Origin of the sequence: Streptomyces sp. A5-4 (assembly GCF_051131715.1) — a bacterium.
In the GTDB taxonomy this organism is placed as follows: domain Bacteria; phylum Actinomycetota; class Actinomycetes; order Streptomycetales; family Streptomycetaceae; genus Streptomyces.
In genome coordinates this window covers 4,215,547-4,232,628 of sequence record NZ_CP178591.1, presented here as the reverse complement: position 1 = coordinate 4,232,628, position 17,082 = coordinate 4,215,547, and the positions used below count along the sequence as shown (strand labels likewise).

The following is a 17,082-nucleotide window of genomic DNA, read 5'->3' as shown; positions in this document are numbered from 1 at the left end:
CCGGCCCGGACACAGCGCGGCGTCGGTTACAGGCGTCGTTCCGACGGTGCGTCACTTTCACTCTGGGGATTGGACTTCAAGCAATCCAGCCTTGGCCATATCGCGCGGGTCTCGCGGCACGACGCCCTGAACGCCTCCGAGACGTCCACCGCTTCCCTGACATGCTGTTTTCCCCTTCAGCTTTCACATCCAGGTAGGTCAGGCGACCCAAGAACCTCCCTCCAAGTTCCTCCCGACTGCGTCGGGGATACAACGAAGCGCCTCACGGCGCACTCCGTGCGTAACAGTCTCCCGTTACACGGCTCTTGTCGCTCTGATCACCAGCCCGAGGCGGCTCTTGCGGTGTGACGCCAGTGCGCGAACATCCGCGGGTATCGCTGGGCGATCTCCCGCAGCTTCGCAAGCGCCTTCCGCTTCGCTGCGAACCGTTTGTACTTCTGGCGGATCCACCGCACCAGGTAGGCGTTGATGCGCTGAAGGAGAGGATCGAGCTCCATCGGGCGGAACCGCCCGAAGTAGTTGATCCAGCCCGCCACGACCGGATTGATGCGCCGGGCGAGCTCGGAGAAGGACAGATCTGAGCGTGTGTGCAGGTGCCAGGAACGGACCTGCGCGCTCATTTTCTTCAGGGCGTCCTTGCTGACCGCCGGGTCGAACGACAGGAAAAGCCTGCCGTGCTTGTCCCGGTTCTTGCGAGCGCGGAAGGTGTATCCGAGGAACGTGAACGCCGTGTGCTCGTAGGCCCCTTGGCGTTTTCCGTCCTTGCAGTACACGATCCGGGTCTTGGCCGGGTGCAGTCGCAGTCCGACCTCCTCCATCCTGTCCGTGAGCGCGGCCAGCACGTGCCGGGCCTGACGCTCAGAGACGCAGTGGATCACCGCGTCGTCCGCATACCGTTCGAACGTGACGGTCGGGAACTCCCGCTCCAACCACAGGTCGAACGCGTAGTGCATGAACAGGTTCGCCAAAACGGGAGAAACCGGGGCACCTTGCGGAGTTCCCCTCTCCCGGATCAGCGGGCTGCCGTCGGGCAGTTGAAGCGGGGCTGCGAGCCACCGCTTAACATACAAAATCACCCATACGGCGTTGGTGTGAGCTTCCACCGCCTTGACGAGCAGGTCCCAGGGCACGCTGTCGAAGAACTTCTGGACATCGAGGTCGATCACCCAGTCCTTCTTCCAGCACCGTTTCCTGCACTGCTCAATCGCGTCCAGCGCAGACCGTCCCGGACGGTATCCGAAAGAGTCCGGATGGAACACAGGCTCCACCCGTCGCATCAGATGCCGAGCCACTACAGTTTGCGCCACGCGGTCGGCGACCGTCGGAATGCCGAGAATTCTCGTGCCGCCACCCTTCGGCTTTGGAATCTCCACCATGCGCACCGGAGGTGGAAAGTAGGAGCCCGACGACATTCGATTCCAAACCCGGTAGAGGTTACTCTCCAGGTTCATCTCGAAGTTCTCGATGCTCTTCTCGTCCACTCCGGGAGCACCCTTATTCGCCCTGACTTCCTCCCACGCCTCCTTCACTTCCCACTTCGAAATATCAAACGACTTGGCTTGTGACTTCAACTGGTCCATCGGACTCCTCCCGGAGAACTTCCGGTTGATGCGATCAACACAGTCACGAACGACCCGGCCCCTTCGCTCCACCCCCGTTACAGGGGTCTCAGCACTACTACGAGCCGGTCCGCCAGCGCATCCCGCTTCGGTACTCGATCCCTTGCGGTGACTGCCGCTTGGGACACTCCCTCTCGCCGGCAACGGGGCCGGGCGGTATCAAGATGCGCCTTCTCCTGTTCCATGCGGAAGCCGCAGATCGGACTCACATCGCCTACATGCCGGACACCACCTGGCCAGTAGACGGGTATCCGCCAGGCTCATCCCGGAGTTGGTTGCACACCCCGGTTTCGATGTCATCTAAGTCATTACGACACGTCCGCAGCGATTCGCTTGCGCTTGTCTTCCCGATCCCCACCTGACGCCTCTTACGACGCCTTTTCCTCATCGCTCACCACAACAGTATTCAGCTGCCGCAGCATGAGGTGGTTTGGAGCCTCCCCCCGCAGGGCGGCTCCGAAGGGCCCAAAATTCCTTCATCTTCCGCACAGCATCGCGAAATTGACTTCACCTACATAAAGTCACTTCCACGTTCAGGACACAAACAACCACGAGCATCGGCACTCCGGGATCGGCTACCACACGCCCGCCTCCGCCCACTTCGGCACCGCCGAGCAGGTCCGCGACCAGCGAGCCGTCACCCTCACCGAGGCATACGACAAACACCCCGAACGCTTCGCCCGCCGCCCCAGACCACCCGAGATACCTCAGAAAGCGTGGATCAACGACCCCGCAAAACGCAGGGAACCCGAACCACAAGCCTCATAGCCACACAAACGTCTCATTTGACTTGACACGCACCGACCTGCGCAGGCGCCTGGGCGGCGGACCCGAACTGCGCGGAAGCTGGGCCGAGATCATGCTGGCCCGGCCCGAGTGCCCTCCGGAGCTGCTCCGGCTGCTGCCTGCCTGGTCAGCGCTGAAGGCCCGCGGCCCGCGCTACGACACCACTCATCCCGCAGTCGCTGCCTACGTCACAGAGGCGCTCGGAGACAGTGACGCGGCGTGGCAGCGGTTCACGGCGAGCCCCATGTCGCACGCCGGTCCGGGCGCCTGGCATCGGCTCGGCGACCTCCTCGACGCGGCAGTCGAGGGGGCCGCGTGGCCGACGCCTCCGCCAGGACGATGACCGCAGCCACGTCGACCAGTCTCAGCTTCGTGGACATGAACCCCGAACGCCTCGCCAAGTACGTGGAGGACGTCAATGGCAGGGTCCGGGCGACTGGCTCCCTGGGAGCCATCGGGGAGCCAACCCGCTCCCCAACCCCCTTCGAGACCACCCGAGACCACGCCGGTCCGACGCCGTGAGCAGGGCAAATGTCATCGGTGCTGGCAAGATCAGTAACCGACCCTCATTCGGGACGAAGAGGTCGTGGGTTCAAATCCCGCCACCCCGACAGCTGTAATACCAGGTCAGGGGCTTGATCCACTTAGTGGATCAGGCCCCTGACTCGTTCCTGGGACCATCTTGGGAGCCGACTGCGGGAGGCAGTTCCCTGATGGGGCGCTGGAGGCCAACCCTGGAGGCCCCTCCGCCTCACATGTCCCTTGCGCGGCGCGCTCGACTTATGCCGCTGGGCGGGTGAGAGCCAGAGCGGCCCGTCTCTTGACGTTACCAATCAGTAGTGTCAATGCCGCCTTCCGGGCTGACTGAGGAAGGGTCTGGCTCTCTCCGACGGACCAAGGCCCTACCTGCCCTGCGGTGACCGCTGGCAGGACCGCGTGGCTGCTGCGGTATGTCTCCAAGCTCAGTTGTCCGGCTGATCCTCGAAGTCGGACGGGGTAGGCGTCGGCGGAGCATCCTCCTCCCGGAGCAGTTCCATCACGCCGATCGCGTCTTCGTCCTGCGCAAGGTCGGCGTCGCCGTACTTCGGACCATCGGTCAGGTCGCCGGCTGACTTCTCGATCAACAAGCGTTCGCGATACGCGTCGCGCGCCGAAACAGCGATTCGATCGATGAGCATGTAGCTCAGCCCTGCGCCGACAGCCATGCCCGCGATGGGCACGAACTGCCCGAGCTTTCTCTTCGGTAGCTGCTGCGCGAACTTCGCCGCGAAGGTCTGGGCGATCTTGGTGAGCACCTTCTCGTTCAACTTGGCCCAAGGAGCGTTCCTTACAAGCAACTGGGTGAGTTGAGACAGCCCGGCGTACGCGGCCGTCTTCGCCGATGTGCCCGTGGACATTTCTAGAGCAATCACTGACATCACGAAGAGTTCCTCTTCGGGATCGTTTGGGTGGTAGCCGTAGTAGAGAGCTGTGGCGGCGACCGTTCGAGTGGCAAGGCCGAGCATCATCGCGGTGTCGGCGACCATCGCCCCGGCTACGGTTCCGATACCGGGTGCGGCGCCCGCGCCCGCGCCCGCGATTGTTCCGGCGCCGGCGAGCGCCTCTCCCCCTGTTACGACTGCAGCGGACCCGAGGCCAGTTGCCGCTGCGGAGAGGGCGTGGCCGTACCGAACCAAGTTGTGCCTTGTGACCTCATCGAGGACCCGCAGGTCGAGCTCACGGATCTCGTCCAACCCTGCGATGTCATGTCCCGCACGTCGATACTGCTTAACGACACGTTTCTCGCTCACTGTCCGGCCCGCGGTGCCTCCCACAGCCTTGCCAAGGCCCTTTGCGGCTCCACCGTTGGCGGCAGCCACTTTTTGTCGGCACCCGGGGCGCTCCTAGCCTTCTGTCCGAGCGAAGCGAGTCGGTCCCGGGCCTGCTGCGGAAGGAAGGTCCTCGCCTGCTTGTTGAGGGAAGCCGCCTTTCGCTCCTGGAGTCGGTCCCACTCTCGTAGTTCATAAGCAGAGAGAGTCATGTCGACGCCTCGGTATCAGAGTGCTTGGAAGCAGTTCCGGGTGATCGCGGCCAGAGGTCTGCGCCGCTGGACCAGGAAATCCTTGGAGCTTCCCTCCGTGACCTCGGCCAGATTCGCCGGGTCTTTGCGGTCAGAGGTGTAACCCCCGGCCTCCAAGCGCTAGTTAGCGCCGGCGAGCCTCCCGGAGAGGAACATCATGAAGCAGAATACGCGTCCGGCGAGGTCCGTGGGGAGTTCGAGGGACATCCTTGGGCTGTGGATCCGCGGGGGTGGTGAAGGCACCAAGTGGCTTGATCCGCATTGACGGACATTCGAGATCAGGGGTTCAGCCCCGGGAGGACGTCCATCATGGAGAGCATGGGGAAGAAGAAGCCTCGCCGGTCGTTCACCCCGGAGTTCAAGGATGAGATCCTCGGGCTATGCCCCTCTGGCCATACCGCCTTACTTACTTCGCCGCTTCGGGTCGCACGCATGTGCGCACTATTCAAACTGGCCGAATCCTGCCAGTGATCAAGCCGTCCAGGCAGCATCTCTCCACGGGCGCTTCAGATGCCGCCCGTCTCAGCACATAGGACGCGATCTAAGCTCAGCACGAGTCGTCGTTGGCCTCGCTCGGTGCCATGAGCGAGCTTCTGGGCGACTGCGAGGCGTGGTTGACGTTGCCGAAGGCCGAGTGGAAGCCGCAGGTCTCGCCTGCGTCCACGTTTCGTGCTGAAGCGTTGGCGATCGGGGGGCTGGGTCGTCACCTCCGCATGCACGGGGAGCATTTCGAGCTATGTCACAACGGCAGTGGATTGCTCCACGTAACCTCGCAGACATGGAGGAACCCGCACCCGGCACGCAGCCGGAATCCGACGACGCGCCTTCGGCTCCCGACGCCGACGAGACCCGCCGTCGCCTGGACGCGTACGCGTACCTCAGCGCGCCGGAGCGGCTGGAGTACCTCGCCATCATGCGGGTCTTCTGCGGCACGCTCCTGGCTGACCTGGCCGTCCCGGACGTCATGGCGAAGCTGTGTGAGGGGGGCGGGGCGGCCGCCGGGCTCGACGCCGACCCCCTCACGGCGCGGTTGGAGCAGCTGGTGAAGTGGGGGAACCTGCTGCGCGGCAGCCACACGGTGAAGGCATCCAGCATCACGGAGTACCAGCGTTCGCGGGCCCGCTACCAGCTGTCGCGGCTGGGCGAGCGCGTCCAGCGGGACGCCGACGGGGTGCTGGCCGAGGCCGACGCCGCCCGTGAGGTGAGCAACGAACTGCTGGCCCTGGTCGAGCGGGGGCTGCGGGAGCTGGCCGAACTGGTCGCCGAGCCGGGCGGCATCGCCCCGCAGGACGGGCTGGAGCGGGTCAGCACGTTGTTCGTACAGTTCGCCGGGTTCGCGGACTCCGTCCGGGACTTCTACGCCTATCTCGGCCAGGTGCTCGCCCGGTACGACCTGGACAGCGGCGAGTACCAGGGCTTCAAGGAACTCCTCCTGGACTACGTCGAGGCCATCACGGAGGACGTGTCCTTTCGCGCGCCCCGCATCTCGGCAGCCCTGGACGCGCTCTGGCCCCACCTCCCGGGCCTGCTGGAGCAGCTGGACGCTCACGCGCAGGGGCTCGCCGCGCTGCCGGCGCGGAGCGAGGACCGTACGGAGACCCGCGTGCAGCGCAGCCGGGGTCGCGAACTCGCGGACTGGGAGGGGCTGCGGGGTTGGTTCAGGGACACCGACGGGCAGGGCAGCCAGGTCGACCAGCTGCGCGACGCCACCCTGCGGGCCCTTCAGTCGCTGCTGGCCAACGCCAAGCGGATGCTGCGCTCGGCCACCGGGGAGATGTCGCGGCGCCGGGACCTGTTGCGGCTGGCCCGGTGGTTCGACGAGGCCGCGCCGCAGGACGCGCACGACATCGCCGTCGCCGCCTTCGGCCTGTACGGCGCCCGCCACCTGGGCATAGCGCCCGCCGCCGATGAGGTGGTGCCCGCCTACACCAGCTGGTGGACGGGACCTGTGGTGGAGGTGCCGGTCGCGCTGCGCGAGAGGGGAAGCCGCGCCCAACGAGGCCGGACGGCGTCAGTGGAGGACCATTCCGCGCAGAAGGAACGGCTGCGGGAGGCGGCGCGTCAGCGGGCCGCGGACAGAAGTGCCGCGGCGGACGAGCTGTGCAGCGCGTCCGCCCGTTTTGACGGCGTACGGCTCACTTCGGCGGCGCTCAGCCTGCTGCTGGAACTGCTGGCAACGGCGCTCGGGAACGCGCAGCTCAGGCGGCGCGCCGAGGCGGACGGGCGGGAGGAGCGGAGCTTCGGGCTGGACGCGGCGTGGAGCGAGGACGCCGATCTGGGCGTCCGGCTCACCGTGCACCGTACGGCGGGAGCGCGCACGTTTCTCCGCTCGGCCGACGGGGATCTGCTGCTGGACGACCTGGAGCTGGTCGTCCACAGGACGGCCGGTACGGCGGATGGCGGCGCCGACGAAACCGAGCCGGCCAGGAGCGAAGCACCTCCCAATCGGTCACGCGGCGCACACCCCGACGGGGCAGAGATGAGCGTGTCATGACGCTTCCCTCCGCCCACGACGTGGCTCTGGCCACCGAACGCCGCACCGCGGCAAGGCTGTTGCTCGCCCACCCGCTGGTCACGTCGGACGGCCCGCACGCCGATCTCTTCCCGCTGGTCCGCAGGCACGCCGACTGGCTGAGCGGGCGGTTCCAGCAGGTGCTCGGCTACCGCCTCCTGGTCGACAGCTCCTACGCCCGGCTGTTCAAGGCCGGACTCGGAGCCCGGTCGGGGCACCGGCTCGTACGGTCCACCGGCACACCCTTCACACCGCGTACCTACGCCTGCCTGGCGCTGGCCCTGTCGGTGCTGGTCACCGCGCCGGAGCAGATGCTGCTGTCGCAGCTCGTCGCCGACATCCGGGCCGCGGCGGCCGACGCGAACGTCGAGCTGGAGGAGACCGGACGGGCGGCCGGGAAGCGGACGCTGGTCGCGGCCCTGCGGCAGCTCGTTGAGTGGGGCGTCCTGATCGAGACCCACGGCCACGTGGGCGTCATCGCCCAGGAGGCCGACGGAGAAGCGCTGATCACGGTCGACCGGGAGCTCGCCCGCGCCATCGTGGCCGGACCGCTCGCCCAGTCGCGGGACGGCGCCGACCTGGTCCGGCGGGCGGCGGACCCGGGGTTCGGAGGGCCGCGTACCTACGTACGCCGGATGCTCGTCGAGACCCCTGTCGTCCATCTCGACGAACTGACCGACACCGAACGCGACTGGCTCCGCACCCGCCAGCGCCGGGAGGCCCAGGCGTTCCTCGAACTCCTGGGCCTGGAGACGGAGATCCGCGGCGAGGGAGTGGCCCTGGTCGACCCCGAGGAGGAGCTGACCGATCTCCACCTGCCCGGGACGGGGACCTTCGCCCAGGCCGCGTTGCTGCTGGTGGAACGACTGGTGGAGCGGCTCCGCCCGGCCGAGCCCGGACATCCCGCGACCGGAGGTGTTCTCGTCGTCGGGGTCGCCGTTCCGGACGGTGTGGTGGATGAGCTTCTGGCCGAGCTGGTCGCCGAGTACGGGCAACGCGGTAACTGGCAGCGCGGTTACCTCGAAGACCCCGACGCCCTGCGCGAAGCCGTGCTGGACCTGCTCTCCCGTATGCGCTTGATCGCCCCCGCCGGCCCGCTGCGATCCGAGGGCGAGGGACTGCCGGAGGAGTACGCCGACGAGCTGCCGGAGGGCCGTCAGGTCACCGACGTCCGTGCGGCCAGGCCCAGCGGCGGCGAGGGCTGGGTCCTGCTCGCCTCGGCAGCCCGATACGCCACCCGCGTCACCGTACGGACAGCCGGCGAGCGGCCCGGTTCCACCGATGCACAGCAGGAGTTGCCGCTATGACCGCCGATGCCCGTGGTCTCGTTCCGCTTCCGCGTTCAGGTCACGCGCCGACGGCGAGCACCCGCTTCCGGCTGCACCGCGCGGGCATCCAGAACGTCTGGCAGTACGACGAGCAGGAGTTCGCCTTCGGAGACGGGCGGTTGCTGCTGCGCGGCAAGAACGGGGCGGGCAAGTCCAAGGCACTGGAGATGCTGCTCCCGTACCTCCTGGACGGCGACTCCCGGGCCCTCGATGCCACCGGCACCGGGCGGACGACGCTCGCCTGGCTGATGCTGGACGGCTTCGAGCAGACCAACCGCCTCGGCTATCTGTGGGTGGAGTTCCGGGGGACGGACGAGGCCGGCGACCACCGCTATCTGACGCTCGGCGCCGCGATCCGTGCCTCGAAGTCGGCGCAGAAGGCAGTGCCGACCTTCTTCGTCACCCCCCTGCGCGTCGGCGAGGACCTGCCCCTGGTCGAGGCGGGCAAACCCCTCGCAGTCGACCGGCTCAAGGAGATCGTCGGCTCCGGCAACACGACGGACCGAGCGGTCGAACACCGTGCCCGCGTGGCCCGGGACCTCTTCGGGATCACGGACGCGACGCGTTACCGCAACCTCACCCAGCTCCTGCACCGGCTGCGGCGGCCCACGGTCGGGGACCGCATCGAGCACGGCGGTCTGGCCGTCCTGCTGAGTGAGACCCTGCCCGGACTCGACGAGGACGTGGTCGAGAAGGTAGCGCGCAACCTCCACGATCTGGACACCGTGCGGGCTGAACTGGGGCGCCTGGAACGTACCGACGCGGCCCTGCGCGCCTTCCTCGCCGACTACCGCCGCTACCTCGCCGGGGTCCTGCGCTCCTCGGCCCGGGACGTGAGCCGGGAATTGGGCACCCTCTCCGAGCGCCGCCGGAACGCCGGGGACGCCGCGCAGCACACGAGCGTCCTGAAGGAACGCGAGAAGGAATCGAAGGAGGGGCTGAGGACACTCCGCGAGGAGGAGGAGTCCGCCCGGACGGAACTTGCCGCTCTGCACGACAGCCACGCCTACCGCAGCCTGCGCGAGCTGTCGGAGCGCCGCAGCACGGTGGAGGCCCTGCACACCACGGCCATGACCGCCTTCTCCGCGTTGCGCGGCGCGCACGAAGCGGAGGAGAGCGCGGCCGAACGGCTGGAGGAGGGCGTCGAGGACGTGGGCGCCCGACTCACCGAACTGGCCACCGAGCAACGCGAACTGCTGGTCCAGGCGGAGAGAGCGGGGCTTCCCGCCGGACATCTCGGCAACGCGGTCGCCCTGCCGCGTACGGTCCACTCCCCGTCGGCGCTGACGGAACTGACCAGCCCGGACGGCGAACCGCAGACCGTACAGCACCGGCCGGTGGTGCTCGTGGACACGGCCACGACGGAGGCCGGGCTGCGGTCATGGCAGGGGCAGCTGGGAGCAGCCGAGACCGTCGTACGGAACCGGCAGCGGATGGTCCAGGAGGTAGCCAGGCTCTCCTCGCGGGCCGACGAGGCGCGTGGCAGCGCGGTGCGGGCCGACGGGGAGCGGGAACGGCTGGAGGGCGAGGCCGAGGAAGCCGCTGACCGTCTCGAAGTCAGTCGTCAGAAGGTCGTGGAGGAGAGCCGGGGGTACGCCGACGAGGTCGCCGTGTGGGTGCGGGAGACGCGGACCGCAGCAGGACCCGAGTGCCCGCCGCTGGATGCCGTCCTCGCGGAAGTGGCCTGCACGGCCGACCACGCCGCGCCGTTCTCCGACCGTACCCTCCCGGCCGGTATCGACACCCACGCGCGGCAGACGGCACACGCGGCCCTGGAGCCCTACGCGGACGCCCTCACCCGGCACCGCGACACCCTGGCTCTCGGCGTCGGCCGACTCAGCGAGGAGATCGACCGTCTGACCGAGGAGAAGCGGGCCTGGGAACATCGCACGGACCCCGAGCCTCCGGCCCCGTACCACCGCAGCGCGGCAAGAAACCCGGCCGACGGCACACCCTTCTACCGGTTGGTGGACTTCGCCGAGCACCTGACCTCCGCCGAACGGGCCGGTCTGGAGGCGGCACTGGAGGCGAGCGGAATCCTCGACGCGTGGGTCAGCACGGGCAGCGCCCTCCTCGCCCCGCTCGCCGGGGACACCCTTCTCCACGGGGCCCCGGCCCACGAACCGCTGCCAGTGGCACAGACCCTCGCCTCAGCCCTCCGTCCGGTCACGCAGCCGGACAGCGGCATCACCTCCGAGCAGGTGGAGCGCCTGCTGTCAGCCATCGCGCTCGCACCGGCCTCAGGGACCACTGCCGCGAGCACGGTCCACTTCGACGGAAGCTGGCGGCTGGGAGCCCTTCGAGGGCAGCACCACAAGAGCGCCGCCGAGTATGTGGGCGCAGCGGTGCGGGCCGAGACCCGGCGACGCGCACTGGCCGAGCTGGAAGACCGGCTCGGGCAGACGGAACGACAGCTGGCCGAAGCCCGTACCGAGCTCGCCGCAGCCGATTCCCGGCGACGGGCCGTCACGGGCGCGGAACGCGACTTCCCTCGGGCGCAGCGGCTCTCCGACGCCTGGAACGCGCATGCTTCGGAGGAGAGGACAGCGCGAACACTTTCCGCCAAGGCGGCCGATGCGGCGCGCCGGGCGGAGGGGGCCCGTGCTCTGGCCGTCTCGACGCGCTCCGAGGCGGACGCCACCGCGACCGCCCACGACCTGCCCACCGACGCCGTCGCACTGGACCGCGTACGCACCGCGCTGGCCTCCCTGCTCACCGGCGTCGGTCACCTGCGCAGGGCGGTCAACGGTACGGTCGCCCGGCTCGGCGGAAGTCAGGCGGACGACCGGCGGTACGCGCAAGCCCGCGAGAAGCGGACGGAGGCGGAAGAAGGCTACCGGCTTCGCCACCGGCAACTACACACCGCGCAGCAGGATCTCCGGACCAGGGAGGCCACCGTCGGATCATCCGAGGAGAAGATCCTCGCCGACGAACAGATGGCCAAGGACCGTATCGCGAACGCCGTGGGGGCCATCCCGGCGAGAGAGCGCGACCACAACGGACTGCGCGACCAACGTGTGCGGGCGGAGGAGAAAGAGGAACGCCTACGCGAGGAACTGGCGGACCAGGAAACAGCCGTGATCGAGACCGGCCGCGCTCTGCGCGGTGCTCTCAGCCGTCCGGAAGTCGTCATCGGGGCGGGACTGGACCGTTCGTCCCTCCCCAGTCAGGTACCGGACGACCCGGGTTCCAACGCACGCGATCGCCTGCGCGCACTGCGGGCACTGGCGGAAGCGGTGGACCAGAGTCTCGGTCGTAACCGGGAAGAGGTGTCCGACAGCCTTCTCCTCAAACGACACACAACGCTGCGCGACCAACTGGCGGGCGGCTACGACGCACAGCTCGACGAACACGATGGCATCAAGGTGTGCCGCCTGCTCGACGACCACGGTTCGCACGACGTCGCGGTCGTGGGCGAGCGGATCGCCGTGGAGGCCGCGGAGGCGCGAGGAAGGCTCACCGAACGCGAGAGCGACGTGTTTCAGCGCTTCCTGACCGGCGAGCTCGGCGACCACCTCTCCACGCAGGTCATCACGGCGGCCAACCTGATCTCGGCACTCAACGACACACTGAAGACCGTACGGACCTCGCACGGCCTCGGCGTGGAACTCCTCTGGAAACTCAACGATGACGCCGACGCCGACGTACGGTTGGCCGTCGAACTGCTGCGCAGTCCGTCGAGCCTCCGGACACGCGAGCAGACCGAACAACTCCGCGACGTACTGCAACGCCGGATCGAGGATGCCCGCCGCACCGATCCGTCGGCCGGCTACACCGCCCACCTCCGCACCGCGCTGGACTACCGCTCCTGGTTCACCTTCCATACTTTCGTGGTCGAGGACGCCGCCCCCGGGCGCAGAAGGAAGCTGACCGGCCGCACCGGCCTGAGCCAGGGAGAGCAGCGCGTGCTCTCGTACCTCGTGCTCTTCGCAGCCGCTGCCGCCCACTTCACCAGCCTCGCCGACTCGGCCCCGCACGCGCCCCGGCTGATCCTCCTGGACGACGCCTTCGCCAAGGTCGACGAACCCACGCACGGGCGCCTGGGCCGTATCCTGGTCGATCTGGACCTCGACTTCGTTCTCACGAGCGAGCGCCTGATGGGTAATTGGGCCGAGGTGCCCTCCCTGCACATCTACGAGTGCCTGCGCGACCCTCATGTACGCGGAGTGGCCACGTTGCACTACACGTGGAACGGTCGCCACCGGCGGCTGGCGTCGGTATGAGCGACCTCCCGCCCGCCACGCGTGACTGGCTGGCAGGTCCCGCTCTCGCACGGCTCTGGAGTGGCGCGCGTAAACGCCTGGAGAGCAACGGGGTGCAGTCCACCGGCTCCCTCCGGCTGACAGCGGTGAGCACCCAGGAACGGACCGACCTGTCGCTCCTGCTGGGCAGGCCCCTCACGGGCACGGCTGTGACCGTGAGGCTCGACGCGCTCGACGAACGCCTGAGGACCTCGGCCGCAGGGCTCGGGCTCAGGCAGGTCCTGGAGGAACTCGGTCCTCCGCTCGTCGATCGCCGTGCGGCCCGCGACGAGAACGCGGCAGAGCGGCAGCGCGTCTGGGCCGCGCTCGCCTCATCCCTCGACGCGTCGCCGCTGGCCGGGCTGGAGTGGACGAGGCAGTGGTCGGATGTGCTGCGCCGTACCGGCGTCCCGAAAGGCGTGACACCGGAAGCAGCAGTACGGACGCTTCAGCAGGCGGTCCAGGTACTCAGCGTGCTGCTCGACCCGAAACGTACCGACGCACGGGGACGCGGCGAGCTGGCCGCTTCGGCGACGGGTTCGGCGCACGGTCTGGACGACGGTTCCTGGCTCGCCCGCCTCGTCCAGCGCGGCATCGCCCTGGCCCACGGCACGGACCTTCCCGGCGACGCGGCCGGCCGACGGGCACTGTGGCGGCTGGTCTCGGTCACACCGGACGAGGTCTCCAGCACCGTGCTGACGTACGGCCTCCGTCCCCTCGGCGAGGACTGGCGTGCGAGGTCACTGCGGGAGCGGGCCGATCACCATTCGGAGACCCACCTGACATCCCGGGACCTGCTCGACGTGCGGCTTCACCTGCCCGCCGGAACCACCGTCCACATCTGTGAGAACCCACGTGTGGTGGAGGCCGCAGCGGACGCGGGCTGTTCCCAAACCGTTGTCTGCACATCCGGCAGCGCGGCGACGGTTGTCCTCACCCTTCTCGACACTCTCGCCTCCACCGGGTGCCGTTTCGCCTACCACGGGGACTTCGACTGGCCGGGCATCGCTCTGGCGAACCGGATCATGCGCCGTTACGCAGCTCAGCCGTGGCGCATGGGCGCCTACGACTACGAGCGCCTGGCCACTCGCAGCCGGGCCGAGGGAATCCCTCGGCTGCCGCTGGCTGGTCAACCCGTCAGCGCCGTCTGGGACGCGGGTCTCGCCCCTGCCATGGCAGCGCTCGGGGTGGCGCTCCATGAGGAGGCGACGCTTGACCTGCTGGTGGACGATCTGTCGGGTACCCCGTAAGGGAAACGGAGTGGCCGGCCTGGCCCGGTCCCGCTCGCGTTGCCGATTCCTGGGAGCCATCTGGGAGCCAACCCGCTCCCCAACCCCCTTCGAGACCACTCAAGACCACTCAAGACCACGACAGACCGACCCTCTGCTCGCCGGTGAGTTGCCGCGTACGCGTCGTTCCCCACCGCGCGTCGGTCATGAGGACTCCAAGTCGTCGGGCAGCAACCGGAACGCGGCGTGACCGGTCAGCGGTTGGATCATCCGGAAGCCCTTGTCGGACGTGAACAGCGCATCCGTCTCGTATGCCTTGGCGAGCGCGACGTTCATGGCGTCCGTGATGCCGATGCCCTCGCCGCTGCGCGCACCCTTGTACGCTTCGGCAACCGCAACGGCTGTGCCCAAGTGCGGGCCCACGTCAGGGATGACGAATCGGTTCAGTGAGTGCTGGTTGGTCAGGAACGCCATCGCTTGAAGCGCGTACTTGGATGACTTGGCGCGAGCGGTGATCAGATAGTCCAGCTCGGCAAGAACCATCGGCGAGACGATGAACTGCCGGACGAGCGGAAGCGCGGCCCTATGACGCGCGTGTTCCGACTGCTTGGGGCGCAGCAGGTTGTACAGCGCGTTCGTGTCGGCGATGGCGATGGGAATGCTCACGCGCCGCCCATTGCGCGCAGGGTGTCGTTCATGTCCTCGACGCTGAGGTCGTCGTCGTCGAAGTCGAGGTCGGGGAGCTCGATGTCACCGATCGGTGTCGCAGGGTAGGCGGGGACGTATCTGCCCACCGGCATGATGCGAGCGACGGCCTGGCCGTTGCGCGTTACGGTGACTTCCTCGCCGCGCGCCACTTCGTCGAGCAGCCTCGACGAGTGCTGGTTGAGTTCGCGTGCGGTAGCTTCCATGTAGTACAGCGTACTACCCCTGTAGAGCAGGGGTCCCAAGGAGCCAAGTTCGGCTGGCGCCCCTCCGGACGCTGGCCCCCCTCGCCCGATCGGCGGGCCCCGGTCTTCGCCTTCGCTTTCGCCTTCTGTTCTCTACGCGCTCTGTTCGAACGTGCCGGTTCGAGTCTGGTGCCGGGCGCTGACAATGCGCCCGAGCTTGTCAGTGGGACCGCGCAGAATGGGGGCATGACTGAGAACACTGGGCCTGCGCAGGCCGCCGCCGGATCCGTGCCCGACTGGGAGCAGCGGTTTCGGGCGCCTCGCGTTTCGCTGCCCGACTGGGCCGAGGACGCGCCCGACCGTGCGCTGTTCGTTTCCAATGCCACCGGGACGTACGAGCTGTACGCGTGGGATCGCGCCACCGGTGCGCAGCGGCAGGTCACCGACCGGCCGAACGGGACCACCGACGGGGTGCTGACGCCGGACGGGGAAGCGATCTGGTGGTTCAGCGATACCGACGGGGACGAGTTCGGGGTGTGGATGCGCCAGCCCTTCGGGGGTGGCGCCGACGAGCCCGCGACCCCGGGGCTCGAAGCGTCGTACTCCGGTGGGCTCGCGCTCGGGCGGGACGGGACCTCCGTCGTGGGGCGGTCCACCGATGAGGACGGGTCCACCATCTATGTCGTGCCGGCCGGCGGCGGGGTCGCGCCCGTCGAGATCTACCGGCATCGGGAGTCCGCCGGCGTCGGGGATCTGTCGCACGACGGGACGCTGATCGCCATCGAGCACACCGAGCACGGGGACGCCATGCACTCCGCGCTGCGGGTCGTGCGGACGGACGGGACCGCCGTGGCCGAGCTGGACGACACCAAGGGCGGCGAGGTCGAGCTCGGCCTTGAGGTGCTCGGTTTCGCGCCCGTCGACGGCGACACCAGGCTCCTCGTCGGGCACCAGCGGCGTGGTCGCTGGGAGCCCATGGTGTGGGACGTCGCCACGGGCGAGCAGCGCGAGCTGGGGATCGAACTGCCCGGCGACGTATCGGCCGAGTGGTATCCGGACGGGTCCGCGCTGCTCATCGCGCACAGCTTCGAGGCGCGCAGTGAGCTGCGGCGCTACGACCTCGCCACGCGTCAGCTCGTGGAGGTCGACACCCCCGCCGGGACCGTGTCGGGTGCCACCGCGCGGCCCGACGGGTCGGTCGAATACCTGTGGTCGTCCGCGGCGCTGCCGTCCGTCGTGCGGTCGACCTCCGGGGACGTCGTGCTCGATCCGCCGGGGACGAAGGCGCCGGCGTCCGTGCCGGTCGAGGACGCTTGGGTCGAGGGGCCCGGCGGGCGGATCCACGCGCTCGTGCAGAAGCCTGCGGATGGCTCCGGGCCGTTCCCGACCGTCTTCGAGATCCACGGTGGGCCGACCTGGCACGACAGCGACGCGTTCGCTTCCGGGCCCGCGGCCTGGGTCGACCACGGGTTCGCGGTCGTACGGGTCAACTACCGGGGTTCGACCGGGTACGGGCGCGACTGGACCGACGCGCTCAAGCACCGGGTCGGCCTGATCGAGCTAGAGGACATCGACGCCGTTCGTGAATGGGCGGTGTCGTCCGGGCTGGCGGATCCGGAGAAGCTGGTGCTGGCCGGTGGCTCCTGGGGCGGGTATCTGACCCTGCTCGGGCTCGGCACGCAGCCGGACGCGTGGGCGGTGGGGCTGGCCGCGGTGCCGGTCGCCGACTACGTCACGGCGTACCACGACGAGATGGAAGCCCTCAAGGCGATGGACCGCACTTTGCTGGGCGGGACGCCGGAGGAGGTGCCCGAACGGTTCGAGGCGTCTTCGCCGCTGACGTACGTCGATGCGGTGCGGGCGCCGGTCTATATCTCGGCGGGCGTCAACGATCCGCGCTGCCCGATCCAGCAGGTCGAGAATTACGTCGACCGGCTCGCGGAGCGGGGCGCGACGCACGAGGTGTACCGGTACGACGCGGGGCACGGGTCGCTTGTGGTGGAGGAGCGGATCAAGCAGGTCCGGCTGGAGCTGGACTTCGCACAGCGTCACTTGGGGTGAGGGGGCGGCGGGTGCGGGGCGGTGCGTGCGTGAGCTGTCCGGTGCGGTGGGTCGGGGGGAGTTGTCCGGTGCGGGGCGTGGGTGGGTGAGGTGCGGGCCCTGCGGGGCTTGTCCCCTACCCGCCCCTTCCCGAACCGGGGCTCCGCCCCAGGCCCCGGTCCTCAAACGCCGGACGGCTGAATGGGGGCGGGGTGGGGAACGCGGGGGCCGCCCCACGCCCCAGTCCCGGTCCTCAAACGCCGGACGGGCTGAAGTGGGCCGGGTGGGCAACGCGGGGGCCGCTCCAGTGCGTTGAGTGGGTGGCTGGCCCGCGGGGGGTGCGGTGAGGGCGGCGACAGTGGCCTCCGGCGCGTGCGT

The 17,082-nt window shown here is 68.7% G+C and carries 10 protein-coding genes; 6 read left to right on the top strand and 4 right to left on the bottom strand.

Annotation, left to right across the window (positions count from 1 at the left end):
- Positions 1-317 precede the first annotated feature (317 nt).
- Complete coding sequence (ltrA, locus tag ACLLJJ_RS19430) at positions 318-1,580, bottom strand: group II intron reverse transcriptase/maturase (protein ID WP_434593086.1); 1,263 nt, start codon at positions 1,578-1,580, stop codon at positions 318-320.
- 829 nt (positions 1,581-2,409) lie between these two features.
- Here ltrA and ACLLJJ_RS19425 point away from each other — a divergent pair.
- Entirely contained in the window at positions 2,410-2,748 is a 339-nt protein-coding gene (locus ACLLJJ_RS19425) for a hypothetical protein (RefSeq protein ID WP_434593083.1), read from the top strand.
- Positions 2,749-3,367: 619 nt separating this feature from the next.
- Here ACLLJJ_RS19425 and ACLLJJ_RS19420 read toward each other — a convergent pair.
- Entirely contained in the window at positions 3,368-4,264 is an 897-nt protein-coding gene (locus ACLLJJ_RS19420) for an EcsC family protein (RefSeq protein ID WP_434593081.1), read from the bottom strand.
- Between the two features lie 978 nt (positions 4,265-5,242).
- Here ACLLJJ_RS19420 and ACLLJJ_RS19415 point away from each other — a divergent pair.
- The 4 genes from ACLLJJ_RS19415 to ACLLJJ_RS19400 are packed head-to-tail and all read left to right on the top strand — an operon-like array spanning position 5,243 to position 13,795.
- On the top strand, positions 5,243-6,958 hold the full coding sequence (locus ACLLJJ_RS19415; RefSeq protein ID WP_434593079.1) for a TIGR02677 family protein: 1,716 nt from the start codon (positions 5,243-5,245) through the stop codon (positions 6,956-6,958).
- On the top strand, positions 6,955-8,283 hold the full coding sequence (locus tag ACLLJJ_RS19410; protein ID WP_434593076.1) for a TIGR02678 family protein: 1,329 nt from the start codon (positions 6,955-6,957) through the stop codon (positions 8,281-8,283). The genes ACLLJJ_RS19415 and ACLLJJ_RS19410 overlap by 4 nt, the downstream gene beginning before the upstream one ends.
- Positions 8,280-12,527 carry a TIGR02680 family protein gene (locus tag ACLLJJ_RS19405; RefSeq protein WP_434593073.1) on the top strand — a complete coding sequence of 1,416 codons (4,248 nt, stop codon included), beginning with the start codon at positions 8,280-8,282 and terminating at the stop codon, positions 12,525-12,527. The genes ACLLJJ_RS19410 and ACLLJJ_RS19405 overlap by 4 nt, the downstream gene beginning before the upstream one ends.
- A complete protein-coding gene (locus ACLLJJ_RS19400) occupies positions 12,524-13,795 on the top strand; it encodes a TIGR02679 family protein (RefSeq protein WP_434593070.1) in 1,272 nt (423 codons plus the stop codon). Before ACLLJJ_RS19405 ends, ACLLJJ_RS19400 begins: the two co-directional genes overlap by 4 nt.
- A 183-nt stretch (positions 13,796-13,978) precedes the next feature.
- On the opposite strand, the gene ACLLJJ_RS19395 is transcribed toward ACLLJJ_RS19400, so the two are convergent.
- Both ACLLJJ_RS19395 and ACLLJJ_RS19390 read right to left on the bottom strand, forming a co-directional pair.
- Positions 13,979-14,440 carry a PIN domain-containing protein gene (locus ACLLJJ_RS19395; RefSeq protein ID WP_434593067.1) on the bottom strand — a complete coding sequence of 154 codons (462 nt, stop codon included), beginning with the start codon at positions 14,438-14,440 and terminating at the stop codon, positions 13,979-13,981.
- The gene (locus ACLLJJ_RS19390; protein WP_434593064.1) at positions 14,437-14,685 is read right to left on the bottom strand and encodes a type II toxin-antitoxin system Phd/YefM family antitoxin; all 249 of its coding nucleotides are present in this window, start codon (positions 14,683-14,685) and stop codon (positions 14,437-14,439) included. Before ACLLJJ_RS19390 ends, ACLLJJ_RS19395 begins: the two co-directional genes overlap by 4 nt.
- Before the next feature lie 225 nt (positions 14,686-14,910).
- Here ACLLJJ_RS19390 and ACLLJJ_RS19385 point away from each other — a divergent pair, with 225 nt between their 5' ends.
- The gene (locus ACLLJJ_RS19385; RefSeq protein ID WP_434593061.1) at positions 14,911-16,725 is read left to right on the top strand and encodes a S9 family peptidase; all 1,815 of its coding nucleotides are present in this window, start codon (positions 14,911-14,913) and stop codon (positions 16,723-16,725) included.
- Positions 16,726-17,082: the final 357 nt, after the last annotated feature.